Source organism: Bacillus sp. MD-5 (assembly GCF_002201875.1).
Classification (GTDB): Bacteria; Bacillota; Bacilli; order Bacillales; family Bacillaceae; genus Bacillus; species Bacillus stercoris.
Window position 1 is genome coordinate 2258645 of record NZ_CP021911.1, and the last position, 13561, is coordinate 2272205.

A 13561-nucleotide genomic window follows, 5' to 3' on the forward strand; every position below is an offset into this window, starting at 1 on the left:
CGTAAAAATTATGAGCCCATTACATCATATGTTTCTAAAAATTTCGTATTAAACTCTCCGCTCACAAATGTTTCGTGTTCAAGCAGTTTTAAATGGAACGGGATTGTTGTCTCAATGCCTTCGATGACGAATTCGCTCAATGCGCGTTTCATGCGGGCAATCGCTTCATCCCTCGTTTTTCCGTATGTGATTACCTTTGCAATCATGCTGTCATAGTACGGCGGGATGGAATAGCCCGGGTACGCAGCTGAATCGACGCGGACACCAAGACCGCCAGGAGGCAGGTACATTTTAATTTCACCAGGTGACGGCATGAAATTTTTACTTGGGTTTTCTGCGTTGATTCGGCATTCGATGGACCAGCCTTCAAATTCAACATCTTCTTGCTTAAGGTCCAGTTCCATTCCAGATGCAACCTTGATTTGTTCCTTAATCAGGTCCGTTCCCGTCACCATTTCTGTGACTGGGTGCTCTACCTGGATTCTCGTGTTCATTTCCATGAAGTAATAGCGCTGTTCATTGTAGTCATAGATAAATTCAACTGTTCCAGCACCTGTGTAGCCAACCGCTTTTGCAGCCTTTACTGCTGCATCTCCCATCTGCTCCCTGATTTCTGAATCAAGGGCTGGAGATGGTGATTCTTCCAAAAGCTTTTGCAGGCGTCTTTGGATCGAGCAGTCGCGTTCTCCCAAATGGATGGTGTTTCCATAGTTATCGGCAAGCACTTGGATTTCAACATGGCGAAAATCTTCTATGTATTTTTCGATGTATACGCCTGGATTTCCGAATGCTGTTGCAGCTTCCTGCTGTGTAATCTTAATGCCATTAATCAGTTCCTCTTCAGTGCGGGCAACTCTGATTCCTTTTCCGCCTCCGCCTGCGGTGGCTTTTATAATTACAGGATACCCAATTTCATTAGCAAGCGAAACCGCTTCTTCCACATTTTCTATAATTCCCTGTGAACCCGGTACGATTGGCACGCCGGCCTGTTTCATCGTTTCCCGCGCAACGTCTTTTGTTCCCATTTTTGAAATGGCGTCAGCGCTCGGGCCGACAAACGTGACATTCACTTCTTCACATAATTCAGCGAAATCAGCATTTTCAGCTAAAAATCCATATCCCGGATGAATAGCGTCCGTGCCAGTCAGCTTTGCAACACTCACAATATTTGTAACGTTTAAATAGCTGTCTTTTGATGCTTTTGGCCCGATACAAAAAGCTTCATCGGCCATTTGAACATGAAGGGCATCTTTATCAGCTTCTGAATAAACAGCCACAGTCTCAATACCGAGCTCTCTGCAGGCTCTGATGATTCTGACAGCAATTTCTCCTCTGTTGGCGATCAATAGCTTTTTAATCATGTTCAGTCTCCTTACTCTGCTTTTACAAGAAATAGAGGTTGTCCGTATTCGACCAGCTGGCCGTTTTCTACTAATACTTCAACGATTTCGCCTTTCACTTCTGCTTCGATTTCGTTGAAAAGCTTCATCGCTTCTACAATGCAGACAACTGTGTTTTCATTCACTTTTGAACCGGCTGTTACATACGGGCCAGCTTCCGGTGATGAAGATGCATAAAATGTTCCTACCATTGGTGAAGTGATTTTATGTAGATTCTCATCTTGCTTTGGTGCTTCTTGGGCAGGTGCAGACGCTGCTTGCTGCGCTTGCGGCTGAACTGCCTGCGGAGCCTGTGCCTGTACAGGTGCTGCCGGCGCCTGCTGCATGACTTGAACAGTGCCTGCTTCGTGTTTTTTCAGTTTTAAGGATACACCTTCATTTTCATATACGAATTCGTCAATTGTAGACTCGTCAATTGCTTTAATCAGCTCGTGGATTTCTTTGATATTTAACATTCAATCGCACTCCTATGTATGAAATTTCTTTTTTTATAGGTTACTACTAAAAGTACATACTATGTTCATCTTACAGGAGCGGACTTTTGAATTCAACTCTAATATGATAGCAACGCAAAAAGCCCGCTTGTTTAGCGGGCTTTTTTCTCCTCATTCTTATTTAGAGGGTTCAAATGTGACAGCGACATCTTTCATTGTTTTGATTTCTTTTGCAACAAGGTCGATAATGGCTGTCGCCTTCGATTTGGAGTGTTTGTCTGCTTTGACTGTAATATTGATTTTATCTCCTTCAGCATTGACGAGCGCATCCTCGTAACCTTGTGTTTTAATCAGCGTTTCCAGCTGTTTTTCTGTTCCTTCCACTTCACTGAGAGCCGTCATTTTATCGTATGCTTCGCTTTTCTCCTTGGCTGTTGCATCATCGCTTGACACAATGGCATTCAGCTCTTCTCTTTCTTTGCTTCTGGCATCTTCTAAATCCAGACGGTACGTTGTAAACAGATCATCATCGGCTGTTTCCGTAACAACAGTTCCTTTTTCACTGGCTTCAGCGGATGTTTCCTTGTCTGCTGATGAATCTTTCGTTCCCTTTGTTCCATCTTCTTTTCCTTTTTCAGTTTCTGTACCGCTTTTTTCCTTCGTGTCTTGCTTGGCAGGCGCTTTTTCAGTTGCGACCTCTCCACTGTCAGACGCGCTTTTTTCACTTTGCATTTGCACGGCGTTTTTGCTTTCCGGCGACATGATATAGTAGACGCTTAACACCACGACAAGACTGAGCATTGTTAATAGCCAAACGGTTTGTTTTTTAAGCATTTATGAATCCTCCTTTATTTTTTTAGGGGCAACCGCAACCCGGTGGCTTGGAACATCCAGGACCCGTGTCACCGCTTCAATAATGGTTTGTTTTATTTGAACGTTGTCCACTCCTTGAGCAACAACGAGTACACCGCGTATATCAGGTTTTTTCGTTTGGACGACGACTGGTGTTTCTTTATCGCCGTTTTTGATCATAACGATTTCTTCCTCCGATGTCTGGTCTGTAACACTTCTTGTTCCGCCTTCTTTGTCTGTTTCTTCAGTGGTCGTATTTTTGTTTGATTTGTTTTTTTCATATACTTTCAGGGACGTTGCATCAACATTCACGACAACCGAGACATCATCCACTCCAATGATTGTTTCAAGAATTTCTTTCAGCTGATTTTCGTATTCTTTTTCATAATCATCGATCGAGTTTTTAGGCTCGTCAGATTTTGAGGCTTTAAACACTTCAGCTGTTTTCTCTTTGCTGCCTCCAGAATTTTGTGAGGATACGGCCGTTATCGTTTTGGCGTTTTCTGTTTTCTCAGGTGAAGAAAACAACTGGCTGACAAGCATAAAGGAAACTCCGAGAACAAAAACGAACAGAAAGTAATGATATTTGGTCAGCTTCGGCTTTTCGCCGTCCTTCGTTTGCCCCGGAAGAAACTGCTTTTTCAATACATTCCATAATCCGTTTTTATTCATTGCCGACACTCTCCCCGCCTTCCATATGAACCGTAATTTTCTTACTTCCGATTTCCCAAATGTCCGCGAGCTGCGTTTGGATCTGTTTGGCTTCTTTTTGTTCGGCTGCTTCTTTCGTTACGTATGCATGATCTGTATCAATGTGGACCGGCGCGACCGTTTGGACCGTTTTTTCAGAAGACGGGGCCATATACACGCTGATTGTTTTAATATCCTCTTCTGAATCTACCTTTTCTCCTGCCGTGAGTTTGATGCTGCCTACTTTATATTCATCATGACTGAATCTCTCCTCCGCTTTCTTTTTTAGTTGGACAGCCATTTCTTCTAGAATATATGCGCGCTGGGAAGCTTGTATTTCTATTTTTTTTGAATTGATTTGATTTTTTATGTCGGCAGACTCTGATTGCTCGTTTTTTGTCAGGTATTCAAAGATGACTTCGGGGTCTGTCTTGAAAAGTTTAAAAATTGGCGTAAGCATGACGACAATCAAGAGCAGGCTGACTACCATTTTTGCGTACTTTTGCATGCTGGAGCTTGGCAGCAGCATATCAATCACAATTGCAAATAGGATAAACAACACGATGGTGGTAAGCCATTCCGTTAAAAAACTCATTCGCCTGCCTCCTTTATTTCATCATCATCGTGAGGTTCCCGGCTGTGATTATGACAGTAAGGCTTAAAAAAAACATGAGGGACACAATGGCGAGAGCTGCAAAAATATAGATGACGCTTTTGCTGATGACGTCGAGGCAGGTGATGACGGGCCCGCCTCCAAGCGGCTGAAGAATCGCGGCTGCCAGCTTATAAATAAAAGCGAGGGAAAGCACTTTGATTGCCGGAAATGCCGCGATACAGATCAAAATAGCGACACCCAGAATCCCTACCGTATTTTTCAGCAGTAAGGAGGCGCTGATTACTGTATCTGTTGCGTCTGTAAACATCCGGCCAAGCACTGGAATAAAATTTCCGGTTATGAATTTAGCCGTCCTGAGCGTAATGCCGTCTGTCACTGCAGCTGAGGCTCCCTGAACAGAGATGACGCCGAGAAAGATGGTAAGAAAAACAGCCAGTGCTCCGATGGCGATATTTCTGAGCAGGTTGGCCAGCTGCGTTACTTTGTATTGTTCGGTCATTGTGCTGACAATGCTCAGAATCGCTGATAAGAAAATCAGCGGCATGACGATATTTTGAATCAAGAGGCCGCTCGTGTTCATCAGAAAGAGGATAACAGGATGAAAGAAGGCAGCAGATACAGCTCCGCCTGAGGAAGCCAAAAGCGCCAAGAGGAGCGGAATGAGTGCCAGGATAAAGCTGGTCATCGTCTGAATGGCCTCAGTTGCATAATTGATTGCCACATGAAAGCTGTTCAGCGCAAGGATAATCAGCACCATGTACACAATTGAGTAAGCGACCTTACTGACAGTGCTTTGCTGAAACGCATTTTGCAAAAGCTGCAGAATGACGCAAAAAATCGTGAGCAAAATCAATGTGCCCAGCAGCTTTCCATTGGCTAGCACTTCATGGAACAAATAAGAAAAGAGAGCTTTCAGCCATTCTTGCGGTGAGAATGATTTATCGCCATTGATAAACTCGATTAAGCTGCCTTTTTGGCTTTCCGGCAGCAGTCCGCCGTATTCTGTCATAATATCATTCCAAAATTCTCCGATCTTATCTGTTTCAAGCGAGGCTGCTGTCCTTTCCGCTAATTGCTCGGCCGTTTCAGCATGATCTTCCGTTTGTTCGTGATTACCGGCTGCTTGTACAATTTCTGCACGCCCTGCTATGATCAGCACGGCCAAAAGCAAAACCCATTGAAAACGCTTCAATCTACCGCCTCCTTTCGGTTATGACATAGAAGGTATAAGTCCGAGAATCGTTTCGATAATGACGGTTAAAATAGGCACAGCCATAACGAGAATTAAAATTTTCCCCGCCAATTCTATTTTCGAGGCGATGGCTCCTTGACCGGCATCTTTTGTGAGCTGTGCCCCGAATTCAGCAATATAGGCGATTCCGATAATCTTTAAAATGGTTTCAACATAGACCATGTTGACATTTGCATTAATCGCGATTTTTTCTATCATTCGTATAATGTCGTAGATTTGGTCTACTAAATAAAGAAAAATGGCACATCCGGCAAAAACGACGATTAAAAAAGCAAAAGTCGGCTTTTGTTCTTTTACTATTAAAGAAAGGAAGGTGGCGATCAGCCCTAAACCTACAATTTGAACAATGTCAATCTGCAAGCCCCCCTATCCTTGGAATAAAAACACAGCTTTTATCTTTTTAAATAGGTCATCTACAATCGTGGCGACCATAAATAAAATATAGATAAAACCTAACAGCGTCACCCACTGAGCGTATTCTTTCTTGCCCATCTGATCCAATATCGTGTGTAAAAAAGCGACCACGATTCCCACTCCGGCGATTTGAAATATGACATTCACATCTACTCCCATTTTATTTTTGCTCCCCTCATGTTTACATCAATAGAAGAATGAGTAACAAGCCCGCTAAAAAGCCCAAACTCTTTATCATCTTTTCGTTTTTCGCTTGCGCCTGCTCAGCATCCGCTTCTGAGGCTTCCAAATGTGTCAGCGCCAGCTTGATGTGCTTTTGCTGTGAGATTCGATCATGAATCCCGAGCGTCTCGCCAAACTGCTTTAGCACCTCGTACTCGCTTTTTTTCAAAGACATGGTGTCCCATACCTTTTTTAAGCTTTGCTCCCACGCCGTTTTCGCGGAATCGCTTCCCTTTTCCAGCTGATCACTGAATGCGGAAAAAAGAGCTGAAACAGGCTGTGCGAGCTGCTTGGCAATCTGCTGTGAAGCGATATGAAGCGGTGTATGGCCGTACATGATTTCAGCCTCGAGGGATTGAAGCGCCGCACGCAGCTGGCGGATTTGCCGCGGCCGTTCTGTATAAATCTTCGCCATCTCAAAACCTGTCCATGTTGTCGCTACCACAATGAATACTGCGCCCAGCAGCTTCAGCATGTTTTCACGCCCGTCGTCCTAGACAGCACATGTCCGTCTTTGTCATAAATGCGGCTCACTGTGCCCGGCCCTTTTGCTCTTGATAATTCCAAATAGCGGTCAAAGGCTCTTTCTTCCCACAAACGCTTCAATGAAGGCCGCTTCATGAGATCGGATATGCTCCAGCCATGCGCCGATACGATTACTGAAACACCTGCATGCAACGCCTCCAGAAGCGCATCTGTATCTTCCATACGCCCGATTTCATCGACAATCATCACCTCAGGACTCATGGATCGAATCATCATCATCAGCCCCTCAGCCTTTGGACAGGCGTCTAATACGTCAATTCTCTGTCCAAATTGATGCTGCGGAATGCCGCGCAGACATCCGGCAATTTCTGACCGTTCATCGACGATGCCTGTCTTTACGGGCAGCATGCGGTTTTTGCCGGTGCTCGAGAGCCTCGCAAGGTCCCGAAGAAGTGTTGTTTTGCCGGTTTGGGGCGGTCCGATAATCAACGTATTCAGCCAGCTGGTTTGATATAAGTACGGAAGCAGCGGCTCCGCAATCCCCAGCTTTTGCCTGGCAATTCGTATATTAAAAGATGCGATGTCACGGAGTCCTTTCACACCTCCGTTTTCCGTAATGACTCTGCCTGCCAGTCCGACTCTGTGACCGCCTCTGATCGTGACATACCCTTTCTTCAGCTCTTCTTCAAGTGTATACATGCTATAGTTGCTGAGCCGGCTCAGGATCAGATGGGCATCCTCGGCCGTACCCGCATAGGATAAAAAAACAGGTTGTCCTTTTCGAATCAATTCAATAGGGCGGTTGACCCGGATTCTGACTTCTTCGATTTCCAGCCATTGTTGTTCCGGTATTTCAGAAAGGGCGTTTTTCATGGATTCAGGGAGAACCTCAGCGATTTCATTCAACAGAGCCTCCTCCTTTCTACCGATTGGCTTCTTTAAAATGTATGATGTGAGGCAGACTTTATGACAAGCCTCTCCTTATTTATGAACACCCGCCAAAATCAAAACAACACCCGTGAAAATCAGAATCAGCTTTGCATACGAAAGCTGCCCGGCAATTTGGTAGATTCCGACTGTCATCGTAATGATAAAAATCAACGGCCCTACAATTGCAAGAATGCTGTTAACCACAACCGCCTTCCGGACATCGTTTGTCACAAGCATGATAATGGCTGCAGTCAGCTCAATCATAGAGGATAAAACTCGTAATCCCGCCATTGTTAAAACAGTAGAATTGATATTTCCAAGAAAAAATTTCATAGCACTCTCCCAACCTCCTGTTTTTTTATATGATATGCTCTAGCTTGCTGAAGTAGTCTTGTCATTTTCGTATAAAAGAAAGATTCTGTTTTTGGGCACAAAAAAAGCCTGCTCCCAATTTGGGAACAGACTTCTTTTTTTCTTTCTATGCTCTTGAAACGTAAGAACCGTCTGATGTATTGACAACAAGTGTGTCGCCTTCATTCACAAAGAACGGCACGTTTACAACAAGCCCGGTTTCAGTTTTCGCAGGTTTTGTACCGCCTGATGCTGTATCACCTTTAATACCAGGTTCAGTTTCAACAACTTTCAGCTCAACTGTGTTTGGAAGTTCGATGCCAAGTGTTTCATCCTGGTACATCATGATATGCACAGACATGTTTTCAAGCAGGTATTTTAATTCTTCTTCGATTTGAGTTGCGCTCAGTTCAAGCTGCTCATAAGAAGAAGTATCCATAAATACGTGCTGATCACCGTTTGCATATAGATATTGCATTGTTTTTGTTTCGATTTGCGCTTTCGCTACTTTTTCACCAGCGCGGAAGGTTTTTTCCTGAATGGCGCCAGTGCGAAGGTTGCGAAGTTTAGAGCGGACAAATGCCGCACCTTTTCCAGGTTTTACGTGCTGGAAGTCAACGACGCGCCAAATGCCGCCATCTACTTCGATTGTTAATCCTGTACGGAAATCGTTAACTGAAATCATGTTTAATGTCCTCCTATATTACAATCACAAAATAATAAGTTCTTTTGGGGAATGGGTGATTGTCCGGTTGCCGTTTTCTGTAATCACGATGTCATCTTCAATACGGACACCGCCTGTTTCTGGTATGTAAATGCCCGGCTCCACTGTGACCACCATGCCCGGTTCAAGGATAGCTGAAGATCTGACGGATAATCCCGGCGATTCATGAACTTCCATGCCGAGCCCGTGCCCGGTTGAATGACCGAAATATTCACCGTAGCCTTTTGCCGCAATGTGATCCCTTGTGAGGGCGTCAGCCTCTTTTCCTGTCATTCCCGGCTTAATATGTGCGACGCCGAGCGCCTGAGCATCAAATACAACCTGATAGATCTCCTTCAATTGATCACTGGGCTGACCCACAGCGACCGTACGGGTAATATCAGAACAATATCCTTTATAATAAGCGCCAAAATCAAGCGTAACAAGGTCTCCGCTTTCAATCAGTTTGTCACTGGCCACACCGTGAGGAAGGCTTGACCGAAGGCCCGAGGCGACAATCATATCAAAAGAAGAGCTGTCAGCTCCCTGGCTTCTCATATAAAATTCCAGCTCATTGGCAACAGCGATTTCAGAAATGCCGGGTTTCATAAACGTCAAGATATGTTTGAAGGCATCATCTGCAATCTTCGCAGCTTCCTCTAATATCTTAATCTCTTCACTAGACTTAATCAAGCGCAACTTTTCCACGGATTCAGCCACAGGCACTAATTCGGCCTCACTGATAACGGCGCTGTATGAAGCGTAAGTGCCATATGTCATGCTGTTCTGTTCAAAGCCGAGACGCTTGATGCCGAACGATTCCACAGTGTCGGCAGTGGTCTGAATCAGGCTGCCGCCATGTTCAATGATCTCAAAACCTTTTACCTGAACCTTTGCCTGCTCTGTATAACGAAAATCCGTAATAAACGCTGCTTTGTCACCCGATATAACAGCCAAACCCGCAGAACCTGTAAACCCTGTCATATAGCGTACATTCGTGCTGCTTGTAATCAGCATGCCGTCAATTCCCAGCTGTTCAAAAAGGTTTCTTAATTTCTCTAGCTTCATCCTTATTCTCCCCCTTGCTGGCTTAATAAGTAGCGAACAGCAAGCTTGTAGCCTTCAGCTCCAAGACCGACAATCTGCCCTTTCGCAACCGGAGCGATAACCGACTGATGCCGTAATTCTTCCCTGGCGTATAAGTTTGATAAATGCACCTCAACCACAGGAAGACTGATGCTTGAAACAGCATCCCTGATCGCATAGCTGTAATGGCTCAGGGCGCCGGGGTTCAGAACAATCCCGCTGTATTGCTCCTCAGCCTCATGTATCGCATCGATCAAATCACCTTCGTGATTAGACTGGAAGAAAGTGAGCTGGATATGTAAGGCTTCAGCAAATTGAAATAAATCTGTTTCAATATCGGTCAGCGTCTGGCGGCCGAATACTTCAGGCTCACGCTTCCCAAGCCGATTGACATTCGGTCCGTTCAAAATCAAAAAATGAGGCACATAATCTCTCCTTTTCGCGAGGGTTTCTCATGCAAAAAATGTTCACTTCTCGTGAACATTTTATCATACTGGAAAAGGTTTATACACTATTCTCTATGCATTCCCAGCGCACGTGCCAGCTTTTCCGAATTCAGCTCATTGTATTCAAATGAAATGGAATACCCGACAAACAGCCCGTAAAGCAAATAAATGCAAATCGTCGTAATAATGGTATCTGATGTCAGTTCGTTCACCGTGCGCACATCTGGAAAAATCGGATTAAAAACAAAAAACACGAGCAGCCAAAGCACCAAGCCGTATAAAATACCCGGCCACATTGTTTTTAAACGTTTCAATAGAAGAAAATAAAGAAACGCTGCGCCAATTGAAATCACTCCAATCAAAATGATGCTGATCACCGTTCCTAGTCCATGTTTTTTCCACTCTCCGAGCACAAACGGCTGCAAAATCATATTCGGACTGATTTCAGAAAAATGAAACAAATATGCGATATAAGCAACGAAACTCCATAATACGCCTCCGCAAAAACCTGTTGCTGCCACCCTGCCGGCCATCGAAACAGGCGGCCCTTGCTTCTCATTCAATTCTTCATTTTGTTCTGTATCTTTTTCGCTTGTCATCATGGCACCTCCAGTTAAAGTGTGCCCAAAAAATGAAATGTCAATAAAAAAGCTCACACTTTTTGACAGCTGCGAGTAAAATTTGAAAATAACGGGTATAATGCATGTAGAAAAAGCAAGGCTATGGCAATTTTTCAGCCTGTCAATCTAGAGGTTTAGCGCTGTTTCCTGTACAATAGAGTGAAAGGAAATGGTTAGCAATCCTAAAGAAATAGGCAGGTTGATAATATGTCAAAACATAAAATTCCGCCCGTTTACGGCGGGCAGGCTGTTGTGGAAGGCGTTATGTTTGGCGGAAAGCATCATTACGTTACAGCCATCAGAAGAACGGATGGAAGCATGAACTTTTTTAAGCTTCCCCGCAAACACAACCCGAAACTGAACATCGTAAAAAAGATACCGTTTTTACGGGGGATCGCGGCCATTATCGAAGCGAGTGCAAACGGCACAAAGCATTTGAATTTTTCAAGCGAACGTTACGGGCTCGATCCATCTGAAGACGAGACACTTGAGCAGGAAGAAAAAAAATCGTCTGGACTGTCTATGTATCTCAGCCTCGCGGTTATCGGCGTCCTTTCATTTTTGTTCAGTAAATTCGTATTTACATTGGTTCCGGTTTTCTTAGCTGAACTGACAAGGCCGATTTTTTCATCGGACATAGCTCAAATCGCGGTTGAAAGCCTGTTTAAGTTGATTTTGCTGCTCGGTTACATCTATTTTTTGTCCATGACACCGCTCATTAAAAGAGTGTTTCAATATCATGGAGCCGAACATAAAGTCATAAACTGTTATGAACAGAATTTGCCAATTACTGTGGAGAATGTCCAAAACCAATCTCGGCTTCATTACCGCTGCGGATCAAGCTTTATTTTATTTACGATTATTGTCGGCATGTTTGTTTATTTACTCGTTCCGACAGATCCGCTTTGGCTGCGTGTGATAGATCGTGTCGCACTGATACCGGTCGTACTTGGTATATCCTTTGAAGTTCTGCAGCTGACAAACAAAGTGCGTGATATTCGCGGTCTGAAATTACTAGGGTACCCGGGACTTTGGCTTCAGCTGCTAACTACGAAGGAACCTAAGGATGACCAGGTTGAAGTTGCCATTGAAAGCTTTAACGAACTTCTCAGACTCGAAGAATTGTCTGAGCAAAATCAGAAGCCTTCTCACAACGTCATCTAAAATCCGTTGCCCTGCTACTACTTTCGGAGGTGGACAGTTATGAATCATCGTGTACAACCTATTGTTGCTGTATTAATTGCGCTGGGAGCGTTCGGTTTCCTCTATGTGCTGGTAACCAATCCCGGGGAAATGGCAAAAATGGCGGTTACCGTCATCGTGGCAGGTATCATTATTTATTTTATTGTGAAATATGTAATGAATCGAAATGCGGGCAGCGAAGGAGCAGCCTTTAAAAAAGCGGCGAAACAATCGCGGAGCCGGATGAAAGAACAAAAAGCAAAACACCGCGCCGGACATAAGGGACGTGTCAGCCACCTGCGAAGCGTTCCGAGCGCCAGCAAGCCTAAGCCGATGATTCTCAAGAAAAAAAGCCAGACTCAGCTGACTGTTATAGAAGGGAAAAAAAATAAAAAGAAAAACAGAGCGCTTTTTTAATAGGTCCACTGCTTTAAAAACAGCTCTGTCCGTCTTTTGCCTAGCTCAATCAGGGCTAGTTTTTTTTGTTGCGTTAAATGAAAATCAGTCGCCATTACGTCATCAACAGGGAGAAAAATAATATTTTGTTCATAGCGTGATGCTATGTGTCTTGCGTCATGGGCATCCTTCATCGTTTCAAACAGGGCGCCGAACAGTTCGAAGGCGTTGCGGATATTTTTTTTCGGACGTTCCCTTTCACGCGGCGCAAGCGTCACACCGATTACAGGCCGCTTTCTTTCCTTTGAAAACAGCCAGATGGGGAAATTGCTTAACACACCACCGTCAACAACCGTGGCGGTGCCTGTGTCCGTTTTTAATTTTATCGGTTCAAAAAAATACGGAATGCTGCAGCTCATTCTGACCGCTCTGGCAACCGGGAACATATCGGGATTTAACCCGTAACGGGGCAAATCGTCCGGCAAAACAATCATGGTGCCGTTTGTCAGATCAGAAGCAATAAGGCGCAGAGACCCTTTCTGCAAATCGCCGAAAACCCTTATGCCTTTCGCTCTTAACAGATCAGCAATCCATTTTTCTATCGTATCGCCTTTGTATAATCCAAGACGCCAGTATATGGACACCCACTGGAGCATTTTTAAGGGGAGAAAAGAGTACCTCTGATCCAGCAATTTCTCTCCGTCCACTTCTTCAATTAAAGCGTGGATTTCCTTACTGGTGTAACCTGACGCAATGAAAGCGGCAATAATGGCGCCCGCGCTTGTTCCCGCAACCCTTTTAAAGCGGAAGCCTTTTTCCTCAAGCGCTTCATAAGCACCTGCAAGCGCAATGCCTTTTACTCCTCCGCCGGAAAACACACCGTCAATATACATCTCATTCCCTCCCCCTCCACCCGATCGTTTATTACCATTTTAAGAAAACACGCGAAGAAATAGACCAACGAATGACGGGCGGCGCACCGCATCAAAAAAGACGGCCTCCTTTGAGACCGCCTTTTTACTGATTATGATGTTCTGTTTTCTTTTGGATTGATTTCAGATCTTTTTTACGGGTATCATCTTCTTCAAAATATTGAACAAGATCCCCGATGCGATCAATGCTGTTCCAGCTTAAATGATGTTCGATTCCTTCGACATCGTTATATATTTTCTCTTCATCAACACCAATGATTCTTAAAAACTGCTCAAGCAATTCATGTCTGTAAACCAGCCGTTTGCCTATTTTTTTCCCTTTAGACGTTAACACGAGACCGCGATATTTTTCATAAATTAAATATTCGTCTTTATCTAGTTTTTGAACCATTTTTGTTACAGAGGAGGGATGGACTGCCAATGCTTCCGCGATATCGGAAACTCGCGCATATCCTTTTTCTTCAATCAGCATATAAATCTGTTCAATATAATCTTCCATACTTGGTGTTGTCATCGAAACCCTCCCAAAAAGCACCTTAACTTTATAAA

At 44.2% G+C, this 13561-nt stretch carries 19 protein-coding genes; 2 read left to right on the forward strand and 17 right to left on the reverse strand.

Annotated elements, in window-relative coordinates:
• Positions 1-8 precede the first annotated feature (8 nt).
• The 15 genes from accC to CDO84_RS11270 all read right to left on the reverse strand — a co-directional run bounded on the left by accC (position 9) and on the right by CDO84_RS11270 (position 10484).
• Complete coding sequence (gene accC, locus CDO84_RS11200) at positions 9-1361, reverse strand: acetyl-CoA carboxylase biotin carboxylase subunit (RefSeq protein ID WP_014664563.1); 1353 nt, start codon at positions 1359-1361, stop codon at positions 9-11.
• A gap of 11 nt (positions 1362-1372) precedes the next feature.
• The gene (gene accB / locus CDO84_RS11205) at positions 1373-1855 is read right to left on the reverse strand and encodes an acetyl-CoA carboxylase biotin carboxyl carrier protein (RefSeq protein ID WP_014664564.1); all 483 of its coding nucleotides are present in this window, start codon (positions 1853-1855) and stop codon (positions 1373-1375) included.
• A 156-nt stretch (positions 1856-2011) separates the two neighbouring features.
• Complete coding sequence (gene spoIIIAH / locus CDO84_RS11210) at positions 2012-2668, reverse strand: stage III sporulation ratchet engulfment protein SpoIIIAH (RefSeq protein ID WP_040082664.1); 657 nt, start codon at positions 2666-2668, stop codon at positions 2012-2014.
• Positions 2669-3358 carry a stage III sporulation protein AG gene (spoIIIAG, locus tag CDO84_RS11215; protein ID WP_040082663.1) on the reverse strand — a complete coding sequence of 230 codons (690 nt, stop codon included), beginning with the start codon at positions 3356-3358 and terminating at the stop codon, positions 2669-2671.
• Positions 3351-3971 (reverse strand): stage III sporulation protein AF, encoded by a 621-nt coding sequence (gene spoIIIAF / locus CDO84_RS11220; RefSeq protein ID WP_040082662.1) that lies wholly within the window; start codon positions 3969-3971, stop codon positions 3351-3353. The genes spoIIIAG and spoIIIAF overlap by 8 nt, the downstream gene beginning before the upstream one ends.
• A gap of 13 nt (positions 3972-3984) precedes the next feature.
• Complete coding sequence (spoIIIAE, locus tag CDO84_RS11225) at positions 3985-5184, reverse strand: stage III sporulation protein AE (protein WP_040082661.1); 1200 nt, start codon at positions 5182-5184, stop codon at positions 3985-3987.
• 18 nt (positions 5185-5202) lie between these two features.
• On the reverse strand, positions 5203-5604 hold the full coding sequence (spoIIIAD, locus tag CDO84_RS11230) for a stage III sporulation protein AD (protein WP_003230228.1): 402 nt from the start codon (positions 5602-5604) through the stop codon (positions 5203-5205).
• Between the two features lie 6 nt (positions 5605-5610).
• Positions 5611-5817, reverse strand: a complete 207-nt coding sequence (gene spoIIIAC / locus CDO84_RS11235; RefSeq protein WP_003153142.1) for a stage III sporulation protein AC — start codon at positions 5815-5817, stop codon at positions 5611-5613.
• A 22-nt stretch (positions 5818-5839) separates the two neighbouring features.
• Entirely contained in the window at positions 5840-6355 is a 516-nt protein-coding gene (gene spoIIIAB / locus CDO84_RS11240) for a stage III sporulation protein SpoIIIAB (protein WP_014664569.1), read from the reverse strand.
• On the reverse strand, positions 6349-7272 hold the full coding sequence (spoIIIAA, locus tag CDO84_RS11245) for a stage III sporulation protein AA (RefSeq protein ID WP_040082660.1): 924 nt from the start codon (positions 7270-7272) through the stop codon (positions 6349-6351). The genes spoIIIAB and spoIIIAA overlap by 7 nt, the downstream gene beginning before the upstream one ends.
• Before the next feature lie 75 nt (positions 7273-7347).
• A complete protein-coding gene (locus tag CDO84_RS11250; protein WP_014664571.1) occupies positions 7348-7629 on the reverse strand; it encodes a YqhV family protein in 282 nt (93 codons plus the stop codon).
• Between the two features lie 145 nt (positions 7630-7774).
• A complete protein-coding gene (gene efp / locus CDO84_RS11255; RefSeq protein WP_003226377.1) occupies positions 7775-8332 on the reverse strand; it encodes an elongation factor P in 558 nt (185 codons plus the stop codon).
• A 24-nt stretch (positions 8333-8356) separates the two neighbouring features.
• Entirely contained in the window at positions 8357-9418 is a 1062-nt protein-coding gene (papA, locus tag CDO84_RS11260) for an aminopeptidase PapA (protein ID WP_014664572.1), read from the reverse strand.
• A 2-nt stretch (positions 9419-9420) separates the two neighbouring features.
• A complete protein-coding gene (aroQ, locus tag CDO84_RS11265; protein WP_040082658.1) occupies positions 9421-9861 on the reverse strand; it encodes a type II 3-dehydroquinate dehydratase in 441 nt (146 codons plus the stop codon).
• An 86-nt stretch (positions 9862-9947) separates the two neighbouring features.
• On the reverse strand, positions 9948-10484 hold the full coding sequence (locus tag CDO84_RS11270; RefSeq protein ID WP_014664574.1) for a YqhR family membrane protein: 537 nt from the start codon (positions 10482-10484) through the stop codon (positions 9948-9950).
• Between the two features lie 225 nt (positions 10485-10709).
• Here CDO84_RS11270 and CDO84_RS11275 point away from each other — a divergent pair, with 225 nt between their 5' ends.
• Together CDO84_RS11275 and CDO84_RS11280 are read left to right on the forward strand one after the other, a co-directional pair.
• Positions 10710-11666 (forward strand): DUF1385 domain-containing protein, encoded by a 957-nt coding sequence (locus tag CDO84_RS11275; RefSeq protein WP_040082656.1) that lies wholly within the window; start codon positions 10710-10712, stop codon positions 11664-11666.
• Between the two features lie 39 nt (positions 11667-11705).
• The gene (locus tag CDO84_RS11280; RefSeq protein WP_040082655.1) at positions 11706-12101 is read left to right on the forward strand and encodes an SA1362 family protein; all 396 of its coding nucleotides are present in this window, start codon (positions 11706-11708) and stop codon (positions 12099-12101) included.
• On the opposite strand, the gene CDO84_RS11285 is transcribed toward CDO84_RS11280, so the two are convergent.
• Together CDO84_RS11285 and mntR are read right to left on the reverse strand one after the other, a co-directional pair.
• The gene (locus tag CDO84_RS11285) at positions 12098-12973 is read right to left on the reverse strand and encodes a patatin-like phospholipase family protein (protein WP_014664577.1); all 876 of its coding nucleotides are present in this window, start codon (positions 12971-12973) and stop codon (positions 12098-12100) included. The two genes, CDO84_RS11280 and CDO84_RS11285, sit on opposite strands and share 4 nt — an antisense overlap.
• A 124-nt stretch (positions 12974-13097) precedes the next feature.
• The gene (gene mntR, locus CDO84_RS11290) at positions 13098-13526 is read right to left on the reverse strand and encodes a transcriptional regulator MntR (protein ID WP_014664578.1); all 429 of its coding nucleotides are present in this window, start codon (positions 13524-13526) and stop codon (positions 13098-13100) included.
• Between the last annotated feature and the right edge of the window lie 35 nt (positions 13527-13561).